This is a genomic window from Brevibacterium sp. S22, assembly GCF_004745485.1.
In the GTDB taxonomy this organism is placed as follows: domain Bacteria; phylum Actinomycetota; class Actinomycetes; order Actinomycetales; family Brevibacteriaceae; genus Brevibacterium.
The window spans coordinates 69,268-83,318 of sequence record NZ_RHFG01000017.1 but is presented as its reverse complement, the minus strand read 5'-3'; the positions used below and the strand labels follow the sequence as shown (position 1 = coordinate 83,318).

Here is a 14,051-nt window from a genome sequence, read left to right as displayed (position 1 = left end):
GAGGTCACGACACCACTGTGTGGGTCAGCGCAAGGTGGAGTCACGATCACGGGATGGAGAGGCCAACACCTACTCTGCCAGCCAGTCCCAGACCAGCCACTGTCAATACTCACAGCGCAAGGTTGCACAGCCGCCGTCAGGTAGCAAATTGGGGTCAGGCTACGAAGGCTTCGCTGGCCTTCGACACCCGGTCGACCAGGTGGTCGGTGTAGGCCGGCATGGTCAGGAACTCGGCGAACTCCTCACCCAGTGCCGTCTCACGGAAGATCTCCACGGCCTCGTCGAAGTGGTCGTCGGCGCGACGCTCCATGCCTGCCAGCTCCTCGCCGAGGTAGCGCTCCACCAGACGCGAGGTCAGCTGCTGACCGTTGTCCAGGGTCACCTCGTGGCGGATCCACTGCCAGATCTGCGAGCGGCAGATCTCGGCCGTCGACACGTCTTCGAGCTGGTTCTCCAGGGCAACGTGTCCATTGCCGCCGAGCCATTCGTTCATGTAGCCGATGGCCACGCGGATGTTCACCCGCACACCCTCTTCGGTCACGACCGGTTCGAGGCCGGCGACGTCGAGGATGTTCTCGCTGGTCACCTGCACATCGGGACGCTTGTTCTCCAGCTGGTGCGGTTGCGAGCCCAGAGCGGCGTCGAACACGGCCAGAGCAGCAGGAACCAGAGCCGGATCGGCCACCCAGGTGCCGTCGAAGCCCTGCCAGGCCTCGCGGGCCTTGTCCTCGCGCATGCGCTCGAACTCGGCGGCCACGAACTCCCGGTCCGGGTGATCGGCCATGAGGTTGGACATGGTGCCGATCGCGTGTGCGCCGCGGCGGTGGCAGGTGGCCACGAGGCGATCGGTGAAGGCCTTCATCAGCGGCAGGTCCATCGTCAGACGCTCGCGGTCGGGCAGAACGTAGTCGGTGGAGTTGCGCAGATTCTTGACCACGGAGAACAGGTAGTCCCACCCGGCGGCTTCGAGGCCGGCGCAGTGTTCCCGCAGCTCGTAGAGGATCTCCTCCATCTGGAACACAGCGGTGATCGTCTCGATGTGCGCGGTGGCCCGGATGGTGCCCTGCTCGATGCCGAGCATGTTCTGCGCACTGACGAAGACCTTGTTCCACAGCCGCGCCTCCTGCGAGGACTCGAGCTTCGGCAGGTAGAAGTACGGGCCGGAGCCGTTGTCGATGAGGTGACGAGCGTTGTGGAAGAAGTACAGGCCGAAGTCGACCAGAGCACCGGAGGTCGAGAACTCAGCTCCGTTGTCATCGACGTAGATCAGGTGCTTCTCGGGCAGGTGCCAGCCGCGGGGACGCAGTCCGATGGTCGGCTGGTTGTCGTTGTTGACTCCGGGCAGCTGGCCGCGGATGGCGCGGAAGAGGTTGACCTGTCCGCCGATGACGTTGGCCCAGGTGGGGCTCGTCGCGTCTTCGAGGTCGGCCAGCCACACCTTCGCCTGCGAGTTCAGGGCGGCCACGACCTCGCCTTCGGTGACCGGACCGGTGAGCTCCACGCGGCGGTCTTCGAGGCCGGGTGCGCCGGCGGATCCGGCGACCGACCACGAGCGGTCAGCGCGGATGCGGGCGGTTTCGGGCTTGAAACGGGGGAGGGTGCCGCCGTTCATCTCGGCCGCGCGGGCCCGGCGCGTGCGCAGCACGTCGCAGATGGTGCCGGCGAACTCGTCGTGGAGCTTGGCGATGAATGTCAGGGCAGGCTCCGAAAGGACGGTGCCGAAGCCGGTTTCGAGCGGCGCGTTGATCTTGATGTAAGACATGGGCTTCTCCTCACCCGTCGTAGTGTGTGCCTGGAATGTGTGCTTAAGCCTGTGGGGGATCCTCGCCGAGGCGGCTCAGCGTGAGCGTGAGCGTTCCGGAGGGATCGTGGCGGGGTTCGATTTCATCTGTGATGTGACGGAGCGGATCGACAATGCAAACCCCGTGAAAACATTGCCGATCCGCCCCGAGTTCCTGGTGGGTTCATCCCCGCTGGGCGGGGTGAGAACCCGGTGCGGCTCAGCTGAACTGAGCGGTTTCGGTGGAGCCCGTCAGGGCTGTGGTCGAGGACTCCGGGTTCAGCGCGGTCGAGACCAGGTCGAAGTAGCCGGTGCCGACCTCACGCTGGTGGCGGGTCGCGGTGTAGCCGCGATCCTCGGCGGCGAACTCGCGCTCCTGCAGCTCGACGTAGGCCTTCATCTGCTCACGGGCGTAGCCGTGGGCCAGATCGAACATCGAGTAGTTCAGGGCGTGGAAGCCGGCCAGGGTGATGAACTGGAACTTGTAGCCCATGGCTCCGAGTTCGCGCTGGAACTTCGCGATGGTGGCATCGTCGAGGTGCTTCTTCCAGTTGAACGACGGCGAGCAGTTGTAGGCCAGCATCTGGTCCGGGTACTCCGCGTGGATCGCGTCCGCGAACTGCTTCGCAGCTTCGAGATCCGGGGTGGAGGTCTCCATCCACAGCAGATCCGCGTAGGGAGCGAAGGACAGACCGCGGGCGATTCCTGCTTCGATGCCGTTGCGGATCTTGTAGAAGCCTTCGGAGGTGCGCTCACCGGTGACGAACTGCTGATCGCGCTCGTCGATGTCCGAGGTCATGAGCGTGGCCGCCTCGGCGTCGGTGCGAGCGATGACGAGGCTGGGCACGTTCTCGACGTCGGCGGCCAGCCGCGCTGCGTTGAGCGTGCGGATGTGCTGTGAGGTCGGAACGAGGACCTTGCCGCCGAGGTGGCCGCACTTCTTCTCGGAACCGAGCTGATCCTCGAAGTGCACACCGGCCGCGCCGGCGTTGATCATCGAGCGCATGAGTTCGTAGACGTTGATCGAACCGCCGAAGCCTGCTTCCGCGTCGGCCACGATCGGGGCGAACCAGTCGTCGACCTTCTTATCGCCTTCCGAGGACTCGATCTGGTCGGCGCGCATCAGTGCGTTGTTGATCCGACGCACGACCTGCGGAACCGAGTTGGCCGGGTAGATCGACTGATCGGGGTAGGTCTGTCCGGCGGCGTTCGCATCGGCGGCGACCTGCCATCCGGAGAGGTAGATGGCGTTGAGGCCGGCCTTGACCTGTTCGACTGCCTGGTTGCCGGTCAGCGCACCGAGTGCGTTGACGTATTCGCCGGACTTGATGTCGCTCGAGCTGATCTGCTTCCAGAGGCGCTCGGCACCGTGACGAGCCAGCGTGTGCTCCTCGATCAGGGAACCGCGCAGTTTGACGACATCCTCGGGCTCGTAGTCGCGAGCGATTCCCGACCAACGGGCGTTGGTCGCCCAGTCGCGGCGGATGGCTTCAGCATCGTGCAAGCTGTTCTGCGTGGTGTTCTCAGTCATTGTCCTTCTCTTTCTGGATCTGTCGGGGTTGTTGATGTATCCAGTCTGCGGGGGGTGCAAGGGGTTCTGCATTGAATTTCTGGATGAATAATCGCCATATTTCCGGTTTCAGAAATTTCGCAGTTCTGTCATACTGATTCTCAGTCGTGTGAACCAGCACACAGGAACGAATGGAGGGGCCTTGGTCAGCGTTGAAGCGGACACAGAGAGCGAAGAACAGCAGACCGACCCGCTCAGCATAGGCAGAAGAATCCGCTTTTTTCGCAAGAAGCGTGGCCTGACACTCAACGAGCTGGGGCAGGAAGTGGGGCGTGCAGCCTCCCAGATCTCAACGATCGAGAACGGCAAGCGAGAAACTTCTGTGACGCTCCTGGCCACGATCGCGAAGGCGTTGAAGACGGATGTCTCCGAGCTCATCGACCCTGCTCCGATCGACGAACGCCAGGCCCTCGAACTTGAGGCCGAACGCAATCAGGCCTCGCCCATGTACTCCTCGCTGGGGCTGCCGCAGGTGCGGATCAAGTCCCTGCCGGCTGATGCCCTTGAGGCGATCGTCGGTCTCCAGCGGCAGCTCGGCGAGGCTTTGGAACGCCGTGCGGCCACCCCGGAAGAGGCCAGGCGGGCCAACCGGGAGCTGCGAGATCGGATGAAGGAGAAGAACAACTACTTCGCCGAGCTCGAGGCCACCGCTGCCGAGCTGCTCGACCTCGTCGGCTACGAATCCGGAACCGTGTCACAACGGCAGACAGCGCTCATCGCCGAGAAGCTCGGCTTCAGCCTCCACTACGTCTCCGACCTGCCCGAATCGACCCGGTCGATCTCGGACACTGCGAACAAGCGCCTCTATCTGCCGAACACGGATGCCGCGTTCGATCCACGCTCCCATCTGCTCATGAGCCTGGCCCCGCATGTGCTCGGCTATGACTCTCCGAAGGATTTTCACGAGTTCCTCCAGCAGCGGGTCGAGGCGAACTATCTGGCCGCGGCGATTCTGCTGCCCGAGCGTGCGGCGGTGCCGATGCTCGAGGAGGAGAAGAAGAAGCGGGTGCTCTCGGTCGAGCATTTGCGCGATATGTTCGGCGTCGGCTACGAGATGGCCGCCCACCGGTTCACGAACCTCGCCACCGAGCACCTCGGGCTGCCCGTGCATTTCATGAAGGTCCACAATTCCGGCACGATCCACAAGGCGTACTCGAACGACGGACTGCCGTTCCCCACGGATCCGCTCGGCGCGATCGAAGGTCAGTTCGCGTGCAAACGCTTCACATCACGCACCGTCTTCCGCGTCGCCGACCGGTTCAGCCCGTACTACCAGTACACCGATACCCCGCAGGGATCGTATTGGTGCACCGCCCGCGTGCTGCCCGGCGGCGACTACGCCATCAGCGTCGGCGTCCCGTTCTCCCATGTCCGCTGGTTCGAGGGGCGGGAATCGCCGATCCGTTCGCAGTCGGCATGCCCGGACCCGTCATGCTGCCGACAGGCGCCTGATGATCTGGCCGAGAAATGGGAGGATCAGGCGCTGCCGTCGGCTCGTATGCACGCGTCCCTGCTTGCCGCGGTTCCGCCCGGTGCGGTGCCCGGCGTCGACGACACCGAGGTCTACGAGTTCCTCGAACGCCATTCAAGCTGAGGGGCGATCGCTCTTCGCAGACAGAGTTCGGTCTATTCCGCCAGAATCTCGGCCAGACGGACGAGGACGAGTTCACGCCACCACAGATGTTCGTGGCCGCCGATGAATGGTCGGGCAGTGACCTCGATGCCGCGGGCGGCGAATTCATCGACCGCTTCGGCTGCGGATTCGGCGATCACGGTCTCGAGGGTGCCGTGATCGATGCAGAAATCAACACGCGCGGCATGGTCGCCCTGCCTGGGCTCGCCGCGCGCGTCAGGGTCGCCCTGCCCGGGCTCGCCGTGCGCGGCAGGTTCGCCCCGCCCGGGCTCGCCGCGCGCGGCAGGTTCGCCCCGCTCGGACTCGACGGATCCAGCAGATTCGCCCTGCCCCGGAGCCTCGGTCCCGCCGGCCCTGTCCGGTACGCAGTCCCAGATGCGTCGTCCCTGATCATCGGACTGCCAGTACGACGGTGAGAGGCTGATTCCGCGGAACGAGTCCGGGTGGCGCAGCGCGAAATAGGTCGCGGCCAGCCCGCCGTAGGAGGCTCCGGCGACGAGTATCCGGTCTGGTGCCTCTGGTGCGGTGTCGCGGACGAGTTCGAGCACATCGTCGCAGAATCGCGGATTCAGCACGAGGTCGCTGGCCCGCAGGTCCGCTGCCGCCTCCCTGTCGGTGGCCGCGGAACGAACTGTCCCCACAGGAGAACCATCGAGCCCGTCGCCCTCGCTGCCAGGGGCCGCCTCGGCGATGGGGGCATGGTCGATCGCGATGATCACCGACGGTGGGCGAATGAGTTCGTCGATCCCGGCGAGCAGTCCGCCGCGGATGAACCGTTCCCCGTCGAAGACGACGAGCACCGGCGCCGAGGCGGGGGCCCGGTCCGGACGATGAGTCCAGATCTTCCGCGGAGTGGAATCGAGTTCGACGACCTGTTCGGACACGCCTGCCGAACCGATCCCCGGACGCGGGGGCGCCCCCGACGAGACTGGTGGCTCTGATTCGGGCTCGTCCCCACCGGTCCAGATCAACGGTCGGGCATCGGGTGCGGAGAGCTCGAAGGTACGCTGGGTACGCATGTCCACGACCTCGCGCAGTCCGTGCTGTCCGGTGGGCAGGAACGCCCGCTCGAGAGCGTTGAGCCAGGTGGGACGGTCGGCGGCCTGCAGTGTGTGGGGGACCGGGAGGAACTGGAGGCTGCCACGGAAGCCGCGGGGAACCACGAGTTCGAGCGACCGCTCTCCCTGAGTTCCTTCCCCGGTGGGTGTCGCCGTTCCTTCACCAGTGGGTGCCCCAGTGCGTCGGGCCATCACTCCACCAGGCACATCCCGCCGGTCGGTGATGCCGTTGACATCGGCGAACACGTCTTCGCCTTCTTGGAGCCCCGCCTCGGCGGGGATGAGTGAGTCCGGAAGCACCAGTCGCAGATGCCATGCCTCACCGATGTCGGTCCACGTACACAGCGCCGGGGTCGAGCGGCCCTCCTGCACAGTGGTCGGCCCGCCTGCTTGCGCAAGGGACAGCACGCCTGCCAGAGGATGGTTTGTCGGACGATCGGTCTGCCCCGACTCTGCCGGACGCTCGACCTGAGTCGCCTCAGCTGACTCCGCTTTCCGCTCGCTCATTTTCCCGCCACGGCGTCATCGAGCTTCTCTGCGATGGGGTCGACGATCTCGGGCACGGCCAATGCGGAGACCGACCGCAGGCCACGCCATTCCTCATCGGTCGGGCGGTAGAGGTGTCCGCCCTCGACGGCCGGCAGGCTCGTGGATGTGGGGACGTCTTCGTACTTCTTCTGCAGCTCGGCCTCGGGAAAGTAGCCGACGAGGACATCGGATCGGAGGACATCGAGCTTCTCCAGCGACAGGCTGTTGGGGACGTCGCCTGCGGCCATCTGCTCGGCCACGGGGTCGAGGCTGAGTCCGAGCTCGCTGAAGAACTGGACTGTCGCCGCGTCCTTGTCATAGAGGACACCGACTTCGTCCGGGCTGTGGAAGAGTTCGGGGTCGTCCGCGCCGAGCTCGTCGATCGCGTCCTTCGCCCACGGCATCACAGGCTCGACGGGGGCTTCGGTCATCGCCACGGGGACGACGCCGGCGGCCAGAGCAGCGTCAGCGTCGGAGACCGACAGCGCAACGACTCGCTCGGCCTTCGCGATATCCACGGATCCGAAGGCGTCATCGACGCTGTCGGCAGCGGTTCCCTCGCCACCCGCACCGGCCGGCGAGCCACCTGCACAGCCGGTGAGCGCGAAGGTGAATACTGCCGCCGCGGCTGCGAGTCGCAGGCAGACGCGCGGGGCGGGGACGGGGACCGAGGTGGGGACGGTCGAGTTCGAAGACATCAGCACTTCTGGTTGAGTTTTGGTTAGCCTCAGCTAAGTTATCACGGGAGTCGTGTGCAGACCATCGTCGTTTCACCCGCCCAGTGGGTGTGACCGCCCGGTGTCCGGTCGACGGTCTCCACAGCAGGTGTGACCGCCCGGTCCCCGGTCGACGGTCTCCTCAACGGAGGTGAGCGCGCAGCGCCTGGTCGACGACATCCTCGGCGATGGCCAGCGCCGAGGTGGCTCCCCACTTCGGGACGGACCGGACGACCGTGAGCCTGCCGCGCGTGGTCGCGATGAGGTCATCGACGAGTTCACCGTCATCGTTCATCGCCTGCGCCCGGACGCCGCGAGCTCCCTCTGCGACGGACGCGGCATCGAGGTCGGGCACGATTCTGCGCACCTCGTCGATGAAGGCCGACTTGCTGACCGCGGTCTTCACTCCCTTGGCCGCCGTCTTCGCATTCTGCGCGGCGAACTTCCAGAACCCCTTGAACCGTGCGGTCGAACCGATGTCGCCGAGGTCGAAGCCCCGCCGCTCGTAGGACTCGCGGCCGAGGGCGACGGAGGTGTTCGGTCCGAGGATGAGCCCGTCGTCGAGCCCGCGGACGATCGAGGTCTCGGCGAAGGGAGCGTGCGGATCGGGGACGGTGCCGATGATGCCGCGGGCCACCTCGGTGTCGGTGGTCGGAATCCGATAGTAGTCGCTGGTGAAGGGCACAATCCTCGGTTCGGCATCGAGTCCGGCGGCGGTCGCGAGGCGATCGGCCTGGAGCCCGGCGCAGACGATGACGATGTCGAAGGTGCCGAGGACCTCTTCGACCGGAGTCTCACGGGCAGATCCGTCACGGTGCGAGCGCTCGCGATGCGAGCCATCGGCTGGCGGGTCGTCGCTGCGCGCATCGCCTGGGCGCCTGTCACTTGAGCGGCTGTCTCCTGGGCGCCTGTCGTCGCGTCGGGCCCAGGAATCCGAGAGCTTTTGAGTCCACTCGCCGATCGTCGTTTCGGCCTGCCGGAACCAGTCCTGCTCGCCGAAGCGCTCGCGCAGCTCATCGCCGATGCCGATGACGGGTTCGCGGCCGTGATACGTGCGCGGCCGGTCGTGGACCTGTTCGTCTGGGTCGCTGGTGCCCCCACCGCCCTCACCGCGACCCTGACCGTCGGCGACGGAATCCGGTTCGGGCTTCATCCCATCGTCTGCCGTCGACGAAGGGCTCCCCGACGGCGATCCGTCTGCCGGAACGGGACGCCCGCGCAGTCGGACCTCGTTGCTCATGGCGTCGAAGCCGGTGACCTCGGTGCTGAAGCGAAATGCCCCTCCGGCGGCGCGCACATCGGAGGCGAGCGCTTCGGTGAGTGCAGAGTAGTCAGCGATGGCCGCATGGGGTGAGAAGAGTCCGAGAACGCCTCTGACGGCTGGTTCGACGGTTCCGATTTCGTGGCGTTCGAGCAGTCTCGCACCGGGGACCTCATTGTCTTTGGCACGGGCGAAGATCTCTTCGAGCCGTTCTGCTTCGTCGGTGTTCTGGGCGACGAGCAGCTGACCGCATTCCCGGTAGGGGACTCCGGCCTCGGCCATATAGGGGATGAGCAGCTGGAGACCCCGCCGAGTGCGCTTCGCATCCGCCGAGCCGGGCCTCTGGTCGAGTCCGGAATCGACGATTCCGGAGGTGTGACCACTCTGATGTGCGGCGACGGCGCCGGCTTTGTCGAAGACGGTGACCTCGGCGTCGGGGAACCTCGTGGTGACTTCGCGGGCGGCGGCGACACCGAGGATGCCGGCACCGACGACGGCCACTCGTGAAATACTCATACAGCAATCTTGGCACCGTTCGAGGTGAAGGAGAAGGATGACGACCGTCTTGGAGTGGCCGGGCAAGGCTGCCGCCTTCGCCCTCGGTCGCCGTCTCATCGCGGAAGCCGACACCGAGTCCCGCCTCGATGGAGACGAACGAGGACCCGGGCCCCGCCTCGGGGAGGGCATCCCTGAACGGGAGAGCCACCTCGGGGAACGTACCCGTGAACGGGGAGGCCGCCTCGGGGACGGTTCCCCTGAACAGGGAAGCCGCCTCGGAGACGGGCGTCCGCACCTGCGGAAGACCGACGGCAGCTGCCACGCTCCCGATCCGCACGAGAATCTGCTCATCGTCGGGGACAATCTGCCGGGTCTGACCGCGCTGCTGGCCACGCACCGTCGGCGGGTCAAGGTCGTCTACATCGATCCGCCCTACAACACGGGCAATGCACATACGTACAAGGATCATGGGCACGATCACGCCAGTTGGCTGTCGTTCATGACGCCGCGGCTGCTGTTGGCGCGCGAGCTCATGCGCGACGACGGGGTGCTGTTCCTCCATCTCGATGACAAGGAGAGCGCGTGGGCGCAGCTGCTCGGACACGAGATCTTCGGTGAGGACAATTCGCTGGGAACTCTGATCCATCAGCGCGCGAAGGGCGGGGGCAATGCGCGCTCGTTCGTGCGCGGGCACGATTATGTCCACGTGTGGGGACGGGATGCGAACCTGGTCGGGCCGTTCCTGACGGAGAAGAAGTCACCGGCGAAGCTCGAGGTCATCGACGGCAGACGGATGCTCGTGGAGACCGATGTGCTGCGCGCCGGGTTCGGTCGGTATGCGCGTGGGTCCGAGCGGCGTCTGATGTATGAGGACATCGTCGCGGTGAAGGGCGCGAAGAAGCTCGCCGAGGTGGACGCGAAGCTCGCGACGGGCGAGTACATCCTGCGGCCCTGGGGTTCGGAAGGCAAGCACGCGGTGGTGCGGGTGACGCCGGCGGAGAAGGCGAGTTCGAAGATGTACTCGATCATCAAGGCACTCGGCGGGCAGAACGATCTCGAGCCGCTGGGGCTGGCCGGGGTGTTCAGCTATCCGAAGCCGGTCGAGCTGGTCAAGGCGCTCGTGGCCTCGCAGACCTTCTTCGACCCCGATGCCGTTGTGCTCGATTTCTTCGCCGGGTCCGGGACCACGGCGCATGCCGTGATGGCCGCGAATTCGCGCGATGCCGGCGCGCGGTCGTTCGTGCTCGTGCAGACCCCTGAGCCGCTGCGGTCGAAGACGGCCCGAGACGTGGTGGCTGCGGGCGGCGCGGACGGCGGAGACAGTGCGGGCAGTGCGGGTGGCGCGGGCGGCGCGGGCGGAGCGAGTAGCGCGGGCAGTGCGGGTGGCGCGGACGGCGGAGACAGCGCGGGCAGTGCGGACGGTGCGGGCAGCAAGGGCGGCGGAGTCAGCGCGGCTGGTGCGTACGGTGAGGCCGCCGGAAGAGGCGACGACACGACGAGTGACTCACACACCGAAGACGATGCCGCGTTCCCGACGATCAGCGAGCTCACCGCCGAACGCATCCGCCGCGCGGCGAAGGTCCACTCCCCCGACCTGGCGTTCACTCAGCTCGAGGTCACCGAGCTCGGCCGCACCGAGTAGAGCTGCGCTCCGCCCAGCCGCGCTCGCTGCATGAATTTACTGGTCGATCCGCCGTGATTTCGCGCGGCAGCACGCCGTGGATCGACCAGACAATCGCGTCCAACTGGGCTTCGGCCCACCCGCACCCCCCCCCAGAGCGGGGTCAGTGAGCGGCCAGTTGTGCGAGTTCCGCCTCGAGGATCTCCTTCGCCGAGGCGGCGCTGCACTCATCGAGCATGACCTCCTGAGCCAGCCCCTTCCCCAAGGCGATCATCCGCATCACCCACGCGCGGGCAGCTGTATCGTCGCTGCTTGAGTCGTCAGAGCCGGCATCACAGCCGGCATCACAGCCGGCAGCAGAGTCGGCTTCACGGCCGGCATCACAGCCGGCATCAGAGCCGGCTTCAGAGCCGACGGCTGCCCGATAGAGTCGGATTCCGAGCGTGAGAGTCGCGCGGTCGCTGGCGCGGATGATATCGGCGATCTGCTCGTCCATCACTGCCCGGGCGACGTACGTATACCACACCGACGCACCGATGCGCATGGCCTCACCTGCAGGAACGAACGCGAAACAGAACTCACGGAGCGCACTCAGTGCACGCACGGAACCGGGATCGGATGACGCATCGACGTCCTCCGGATCGGCCACCTCGGCGCTTTGGACGATCTGTCGACAGCCTTCGAGGATGAGCTCGCTGCGCGAGGGGAAGTAATGCTGTACGCGGCCGACGGAGATTCCGGCCGCCTCGGCGACGGAGCGGAACGACACCCCGTCGATCCCCTTGAGGTAGATGACCTGCCACAGGGCATAAACGATCTCGGTGCGGCGCTGGGCATGGTCGACGATCTTCGGCATCCTCTCACTTTACAATACGATCAACTTGCATCATTATTGCGGTATGAATGTATTGCCATCGAGCGATGAAGGCATCTCGGTCCGCGGACTGACGAAGAGCTACGGCGACCATCGAGTCGTCGACGATCTCAGCTTCGATGTTGCGCCAGGCCAGGTGACGGGGTTCCTCGGCCCCAACGGCGCCGGCAAATCAACGACGCTGCAGATGGTCCTCGGCCTCGCCTCCCCGGACTCCGGCACCGCAACCATCCACGGCCGCCGGCTGCCCGAACACACAGAACCCGGACGCGTCGCGGGAGCGTTCCTCGGCGTCGAACACATGCTGCCGGGGCTCACCGCGCGCGGACACCTCAACTGGATCGCCACGGCGACGGGAACCGCGACCGCCCGGATCGACGAGATGCTCGAACTGGTCGACCTCACCCGTGCACGCTCCCGCCGCATCTCCCAACTGTCACTGGGCATGCGACAGCGGCTCGGGATCGCCGCCGCGCTGCTCACCGACCCCGAAGTGCTCATCCTCGACGAACCGCTCAACGGACTCGATCCCGCCGGAATCACCTGGCTGAGGTCGCTGCTCACAGATTTTGCGAACACCGGCAGGACGGTGCTGCTGTCGAGCCACCTGCTCCGAGAGATGGAACTCGTCGCCCATCACGTCATCATCATCCGCGACGGCCTGCTCATCGCCGACGACCCCCTCGATGTGCTGCGGCGGGAGTCCTCGACGCGAGTACGAGTACAGGGTGAGAACCTCGCACCGCTGCTCGATCATCTGCAGGCCGAGGGCATCTCAGTCGACACCGATGGCTGGGGCACCCACGCCACGATCTCCGGCCGCGAACCCGGCGAGATCTTCGGACTCTGCGTGCGCTTGGGAGTCGAACTCACAGGGCTCGCCGCAGAGGAACGCGGCCTCGAAGACACCTTCCTCGGCCTCACAGACACCAGCGACGACCAGCACGGACACACTCCACGACAAGCGATGCAGGGAGCGAGGCCATGACCACGACGCCACCGACCGCACCGAACTCACCGTCCGCGCCGTCCTCGCCGATCGCTTCTCGTCCACGGTGGGCAGGGGCCGAATGGGCGAAGTTCCGCGACCTGCGACGGCCGCGGCAACTGCTCATCGTCACGCTCGCGCTGGGCGTGGTCACGGCCGTCTTGCTCGTGCTCACCATCCCCGCCACCCGCGGTACCCCCTTGTCGGAGACCAGCACCGAGGATGTGCTCTCGGCCAGCGTGCTCGGCGTGGATGCCGCCGCGGCCGTCCTCGTCGTCCTCGCAGCCTGGTTCGCCGGGGTCGAGTTCCGCACCGGCGCGATCACCGAGGCTCTGCTGCGCGCCCGCAGCCGATCGAGCATGGTCACGGCGAAGGCCCTCGTCATCGCCGCGGCGGCAGCCGTCACCGCGCTCATCACGGCTGTGGCAGTCACGATCGTCGGCGGCATCCTTGCTGGGACCGTCGCCGGTGCCGACTGGTCGGAGGTCCTTGCGGCTGCCGGCAGCCGCGATCATCTGCGGCTGGCCTTCGGCAGCACGCTCCTGCCCGTGGTCTTTTCGGTCCTGGCGGTCTTCGGTGCGATCGGCTTCCGCTCGGTCGCCGGTGGGGTGCTCACTCCGCTGGCCCTGCTGGCTGGGTCCATGATCGCCGGCTGGCTGCCGGAAGGTCCCGCTTCAGTGCTTCGGCCGCTCCTGCCGTTGGGTGGTGTGCACAATATCAGCGGTGTCGCCGAGGCGGGTGGAACAGAGCACATCGGCGCAGTTCCGGCCTTCGCCGTACTCGTCATATGGGTGGCCGGCGGGGCGCTGTTCGCGGCGTGGCGGCTTCGCCGGCAGGATTTCTGAGACAGGTCCTGAGACTCTGAGTGCGAACTGGCGGACTCCTCAGACAGCATTCGGCTCGAAGTCGTAAGGTCGAGGAGATCCAGCTGCCCAATCCGAAAAAGGAGCAACCATGTCAGTCGTCGCCATCAACGCCCTCTCCGTTCCCGAACAGGCCCGCGCCGAACTCGAGAAGCGCTTCGCTGATCGCAAGCATTCGGTCGACGGGGCTCCCGGATTCGAAGGCTTCCAGCTGCTGCGCCCGGTGGCCGGCGGCGATAAGTACTTCGTCTACACCCAATGGGCGACGAAGGAAGACTTCGAGAACTGGAAGCAGGGCCGCAAGTCCTCCCACGAATCCACCGGCAAGGAACCCGTCTCGAGCGCCGCGGAGCTCCTCGAGTTCGAGGTTGTCGACCTCGGCGAGTGAGAGCTGCGCCCCGGAGCGGGCACACCCGAACTCCGCCCGCCTCAACGAGACGTCGTCGAGAACTCAACGGCCGCCTCGGCGAGGCAATATTCCATACTCAAGGACGTCGACCCATGCGTCGGCGTCCTTGTCCGATTCACTCAACTCTGCGACCTTCTTCGAACTGCCGGCCACGAGGATCTCGTCATCGGCGCAGCCGCAGACCGGCCGTCCCGGCAGAGCCGTGCGCCCACGAAATGCAGCACCTTCGCTCGGGATGGAACCGCACGCAGA

11 protein-coding genes are annotated in these 14,051 nt (G+C 66.1%); 5 read left to right on the top strand and 6 right to left on the bottom strand.

The genetic code is table 11. From position 1 onward, the window contains the following. Positions 1–154: 154 nt before the first annotated feature. Both aceB and aceA read right to left on the bottom strand, forming a co-directional pair. Entirely contained in the window at positions 155–1,762 is a 1,608-nt protein-coding gene (aceB, locus tag EB835_RS14000; RefSeq protein ID WP_135810072.1) for a malate synthase A, read from the bottom strand. A 238-nt stretch (positions 1,763–2,000) separates the two neighbouring features. Continuing rightward, complete coding sequence (aceA, locus tag EB835_RS13995) at positions 2,001–3,311, bottom strand: isocitrate lyase (RefSeq protein ID WP_135810071.1); 1,311 nt, start codon at positions 3,309–3,311, stop codon at positions 2,001–2,003. Between the two features lie 238 nt (positions 3,312–3,549). On the opposite strand from aceA, the gene EB835_RS13990 reads away from it, so the two are divergent. After that, entirely contained in the window at positions 3,550–4,944 is a 1,395-nt protein-coding gene (locus EB835_RS13990; protein WP_346763153.1) for a helix-turn-helix domain-containing protein, read from the top strand. A gap of 32 nt (positions 4,945–4,976) precedes the next feature. Here EB835_RS13990 and EB835_RS13985 read toward each other — a convergent pair whose 3' ends face one another. From EB835_RS13985 to EB835_RS13975, 3 genes are all read right to left on the bottom strand, one after another. Further along, positions 4,977–6,548, bottom strand: coding sequence for an alpha/beta hydrolase-fold protein (locus EB835_RS13985; protein ID WP_135810069.1), 1,572 nt, complete (start codon positions 6,546–6,548; stop codon positions 4,977–4,979). Next, on the bottom strand, positions 6,545–7,267 hold the full coding sequence (locus tag EB835_RS13980; RefSeq protein WP_135810068.1) for a TroA family protein: 723 nt from the start codon (positions 7,265–7,267) through the stop codon (positions 6,545–6,547). The genes EB835_RS13985 and EB835_RS13980 overlap by 4 nt, the downstream gene beginning before the upstream one ends. A 160-nt stretch (positions 7,268–7,427) precedes the next feature. Continuing rightward, a complete protein-coding gene (locus EB835_RS13975; RefSeq protein ID WP_240688751.1) occupies positions 7,428–9,062 on the bottom strand; it encodes an FAD-dependent oxidoreductase in 1,635 nt (544 codons plus the stop codon). 37 nt (positions 9,063–9,099) lie between these two features. On the opposite strand from EB835_RS13975, the gene EB835_RS13970 reads away from it, so the two are divergent. After that, positions 9,100–10,686: a site-specific DNA-methyltransferase gene (locus EB835_RS13970; RefSeq protein ID WP_240688750.1), complete on the top strand. Its 1,587-nt coding sequence runs from the start codon at positions 9,100–9,102 to the stop codon at positions 10,684–10,686. A gap of 142 nt (positions 10,687–10,828) precedes the next feature. Here EB835_RS13970 and EB835_RS13960 read toward each other — a convergent pair whose 3' ends face one another. Next, entirely contained in the window at positions 10,829–11,521 is a 693-nt protein-coding gene (locus EB835_RS13960; RefSeq protein ID WP_135810067.1) for a TetR/AcrR family transcriptional regulator, read from the bottom strand. Between the two features lie 43 nt (positions 11,522–11,564). Between EB835_RS13960 and EB835_RS13955 the strand changes: the two genes are divergently transcribed. The 3 genes from EB835_RS13955 (at position 11,565) to EB835_RS13945 (ending at position 13,778) form a co-directional block, all read left to right on the top strand. Continuing rightward, positions 11,565–12,527 (top strand): ABC transporter ATP-binding protein, encoded by a 963-nt coding sequence (locus tag EB835_RS13955; RefSeq protein WP_135810066.1) that lies wholly within the window; start codon positions 11,565–11,567, stop codon positions 12,525–12,527. Further along, positions 12,524–13,372, top strand: a complete 849-nt coding sequence (locus EB835_RS13950) for an ABC transporter permease (RefSeq protein ID WP_135810065.1) — start codon at positions 12,524–12,526, stop codon at positions 13,370–13,372. The genes EB835_RS13955 and EB835_RS13950 overlap by 4 nt, the downstream gene beginning before the upstream one ends. A gap of 109 nt (positions 13,373–13,481) precedes the next feature. Further along, positions 13,482–13,778, top strand: a complete 297-nt coding sequence (locus EB835_RS13945) for an antibiotic biosynthesis monooxygenase family protein (protein ID WP_135810064.1) — start codon at positions 13,482–13,484, stop codon at positions 13,776–13,778. Positions 13,779–14,051 lie beyond the last annotated feature (273 nt).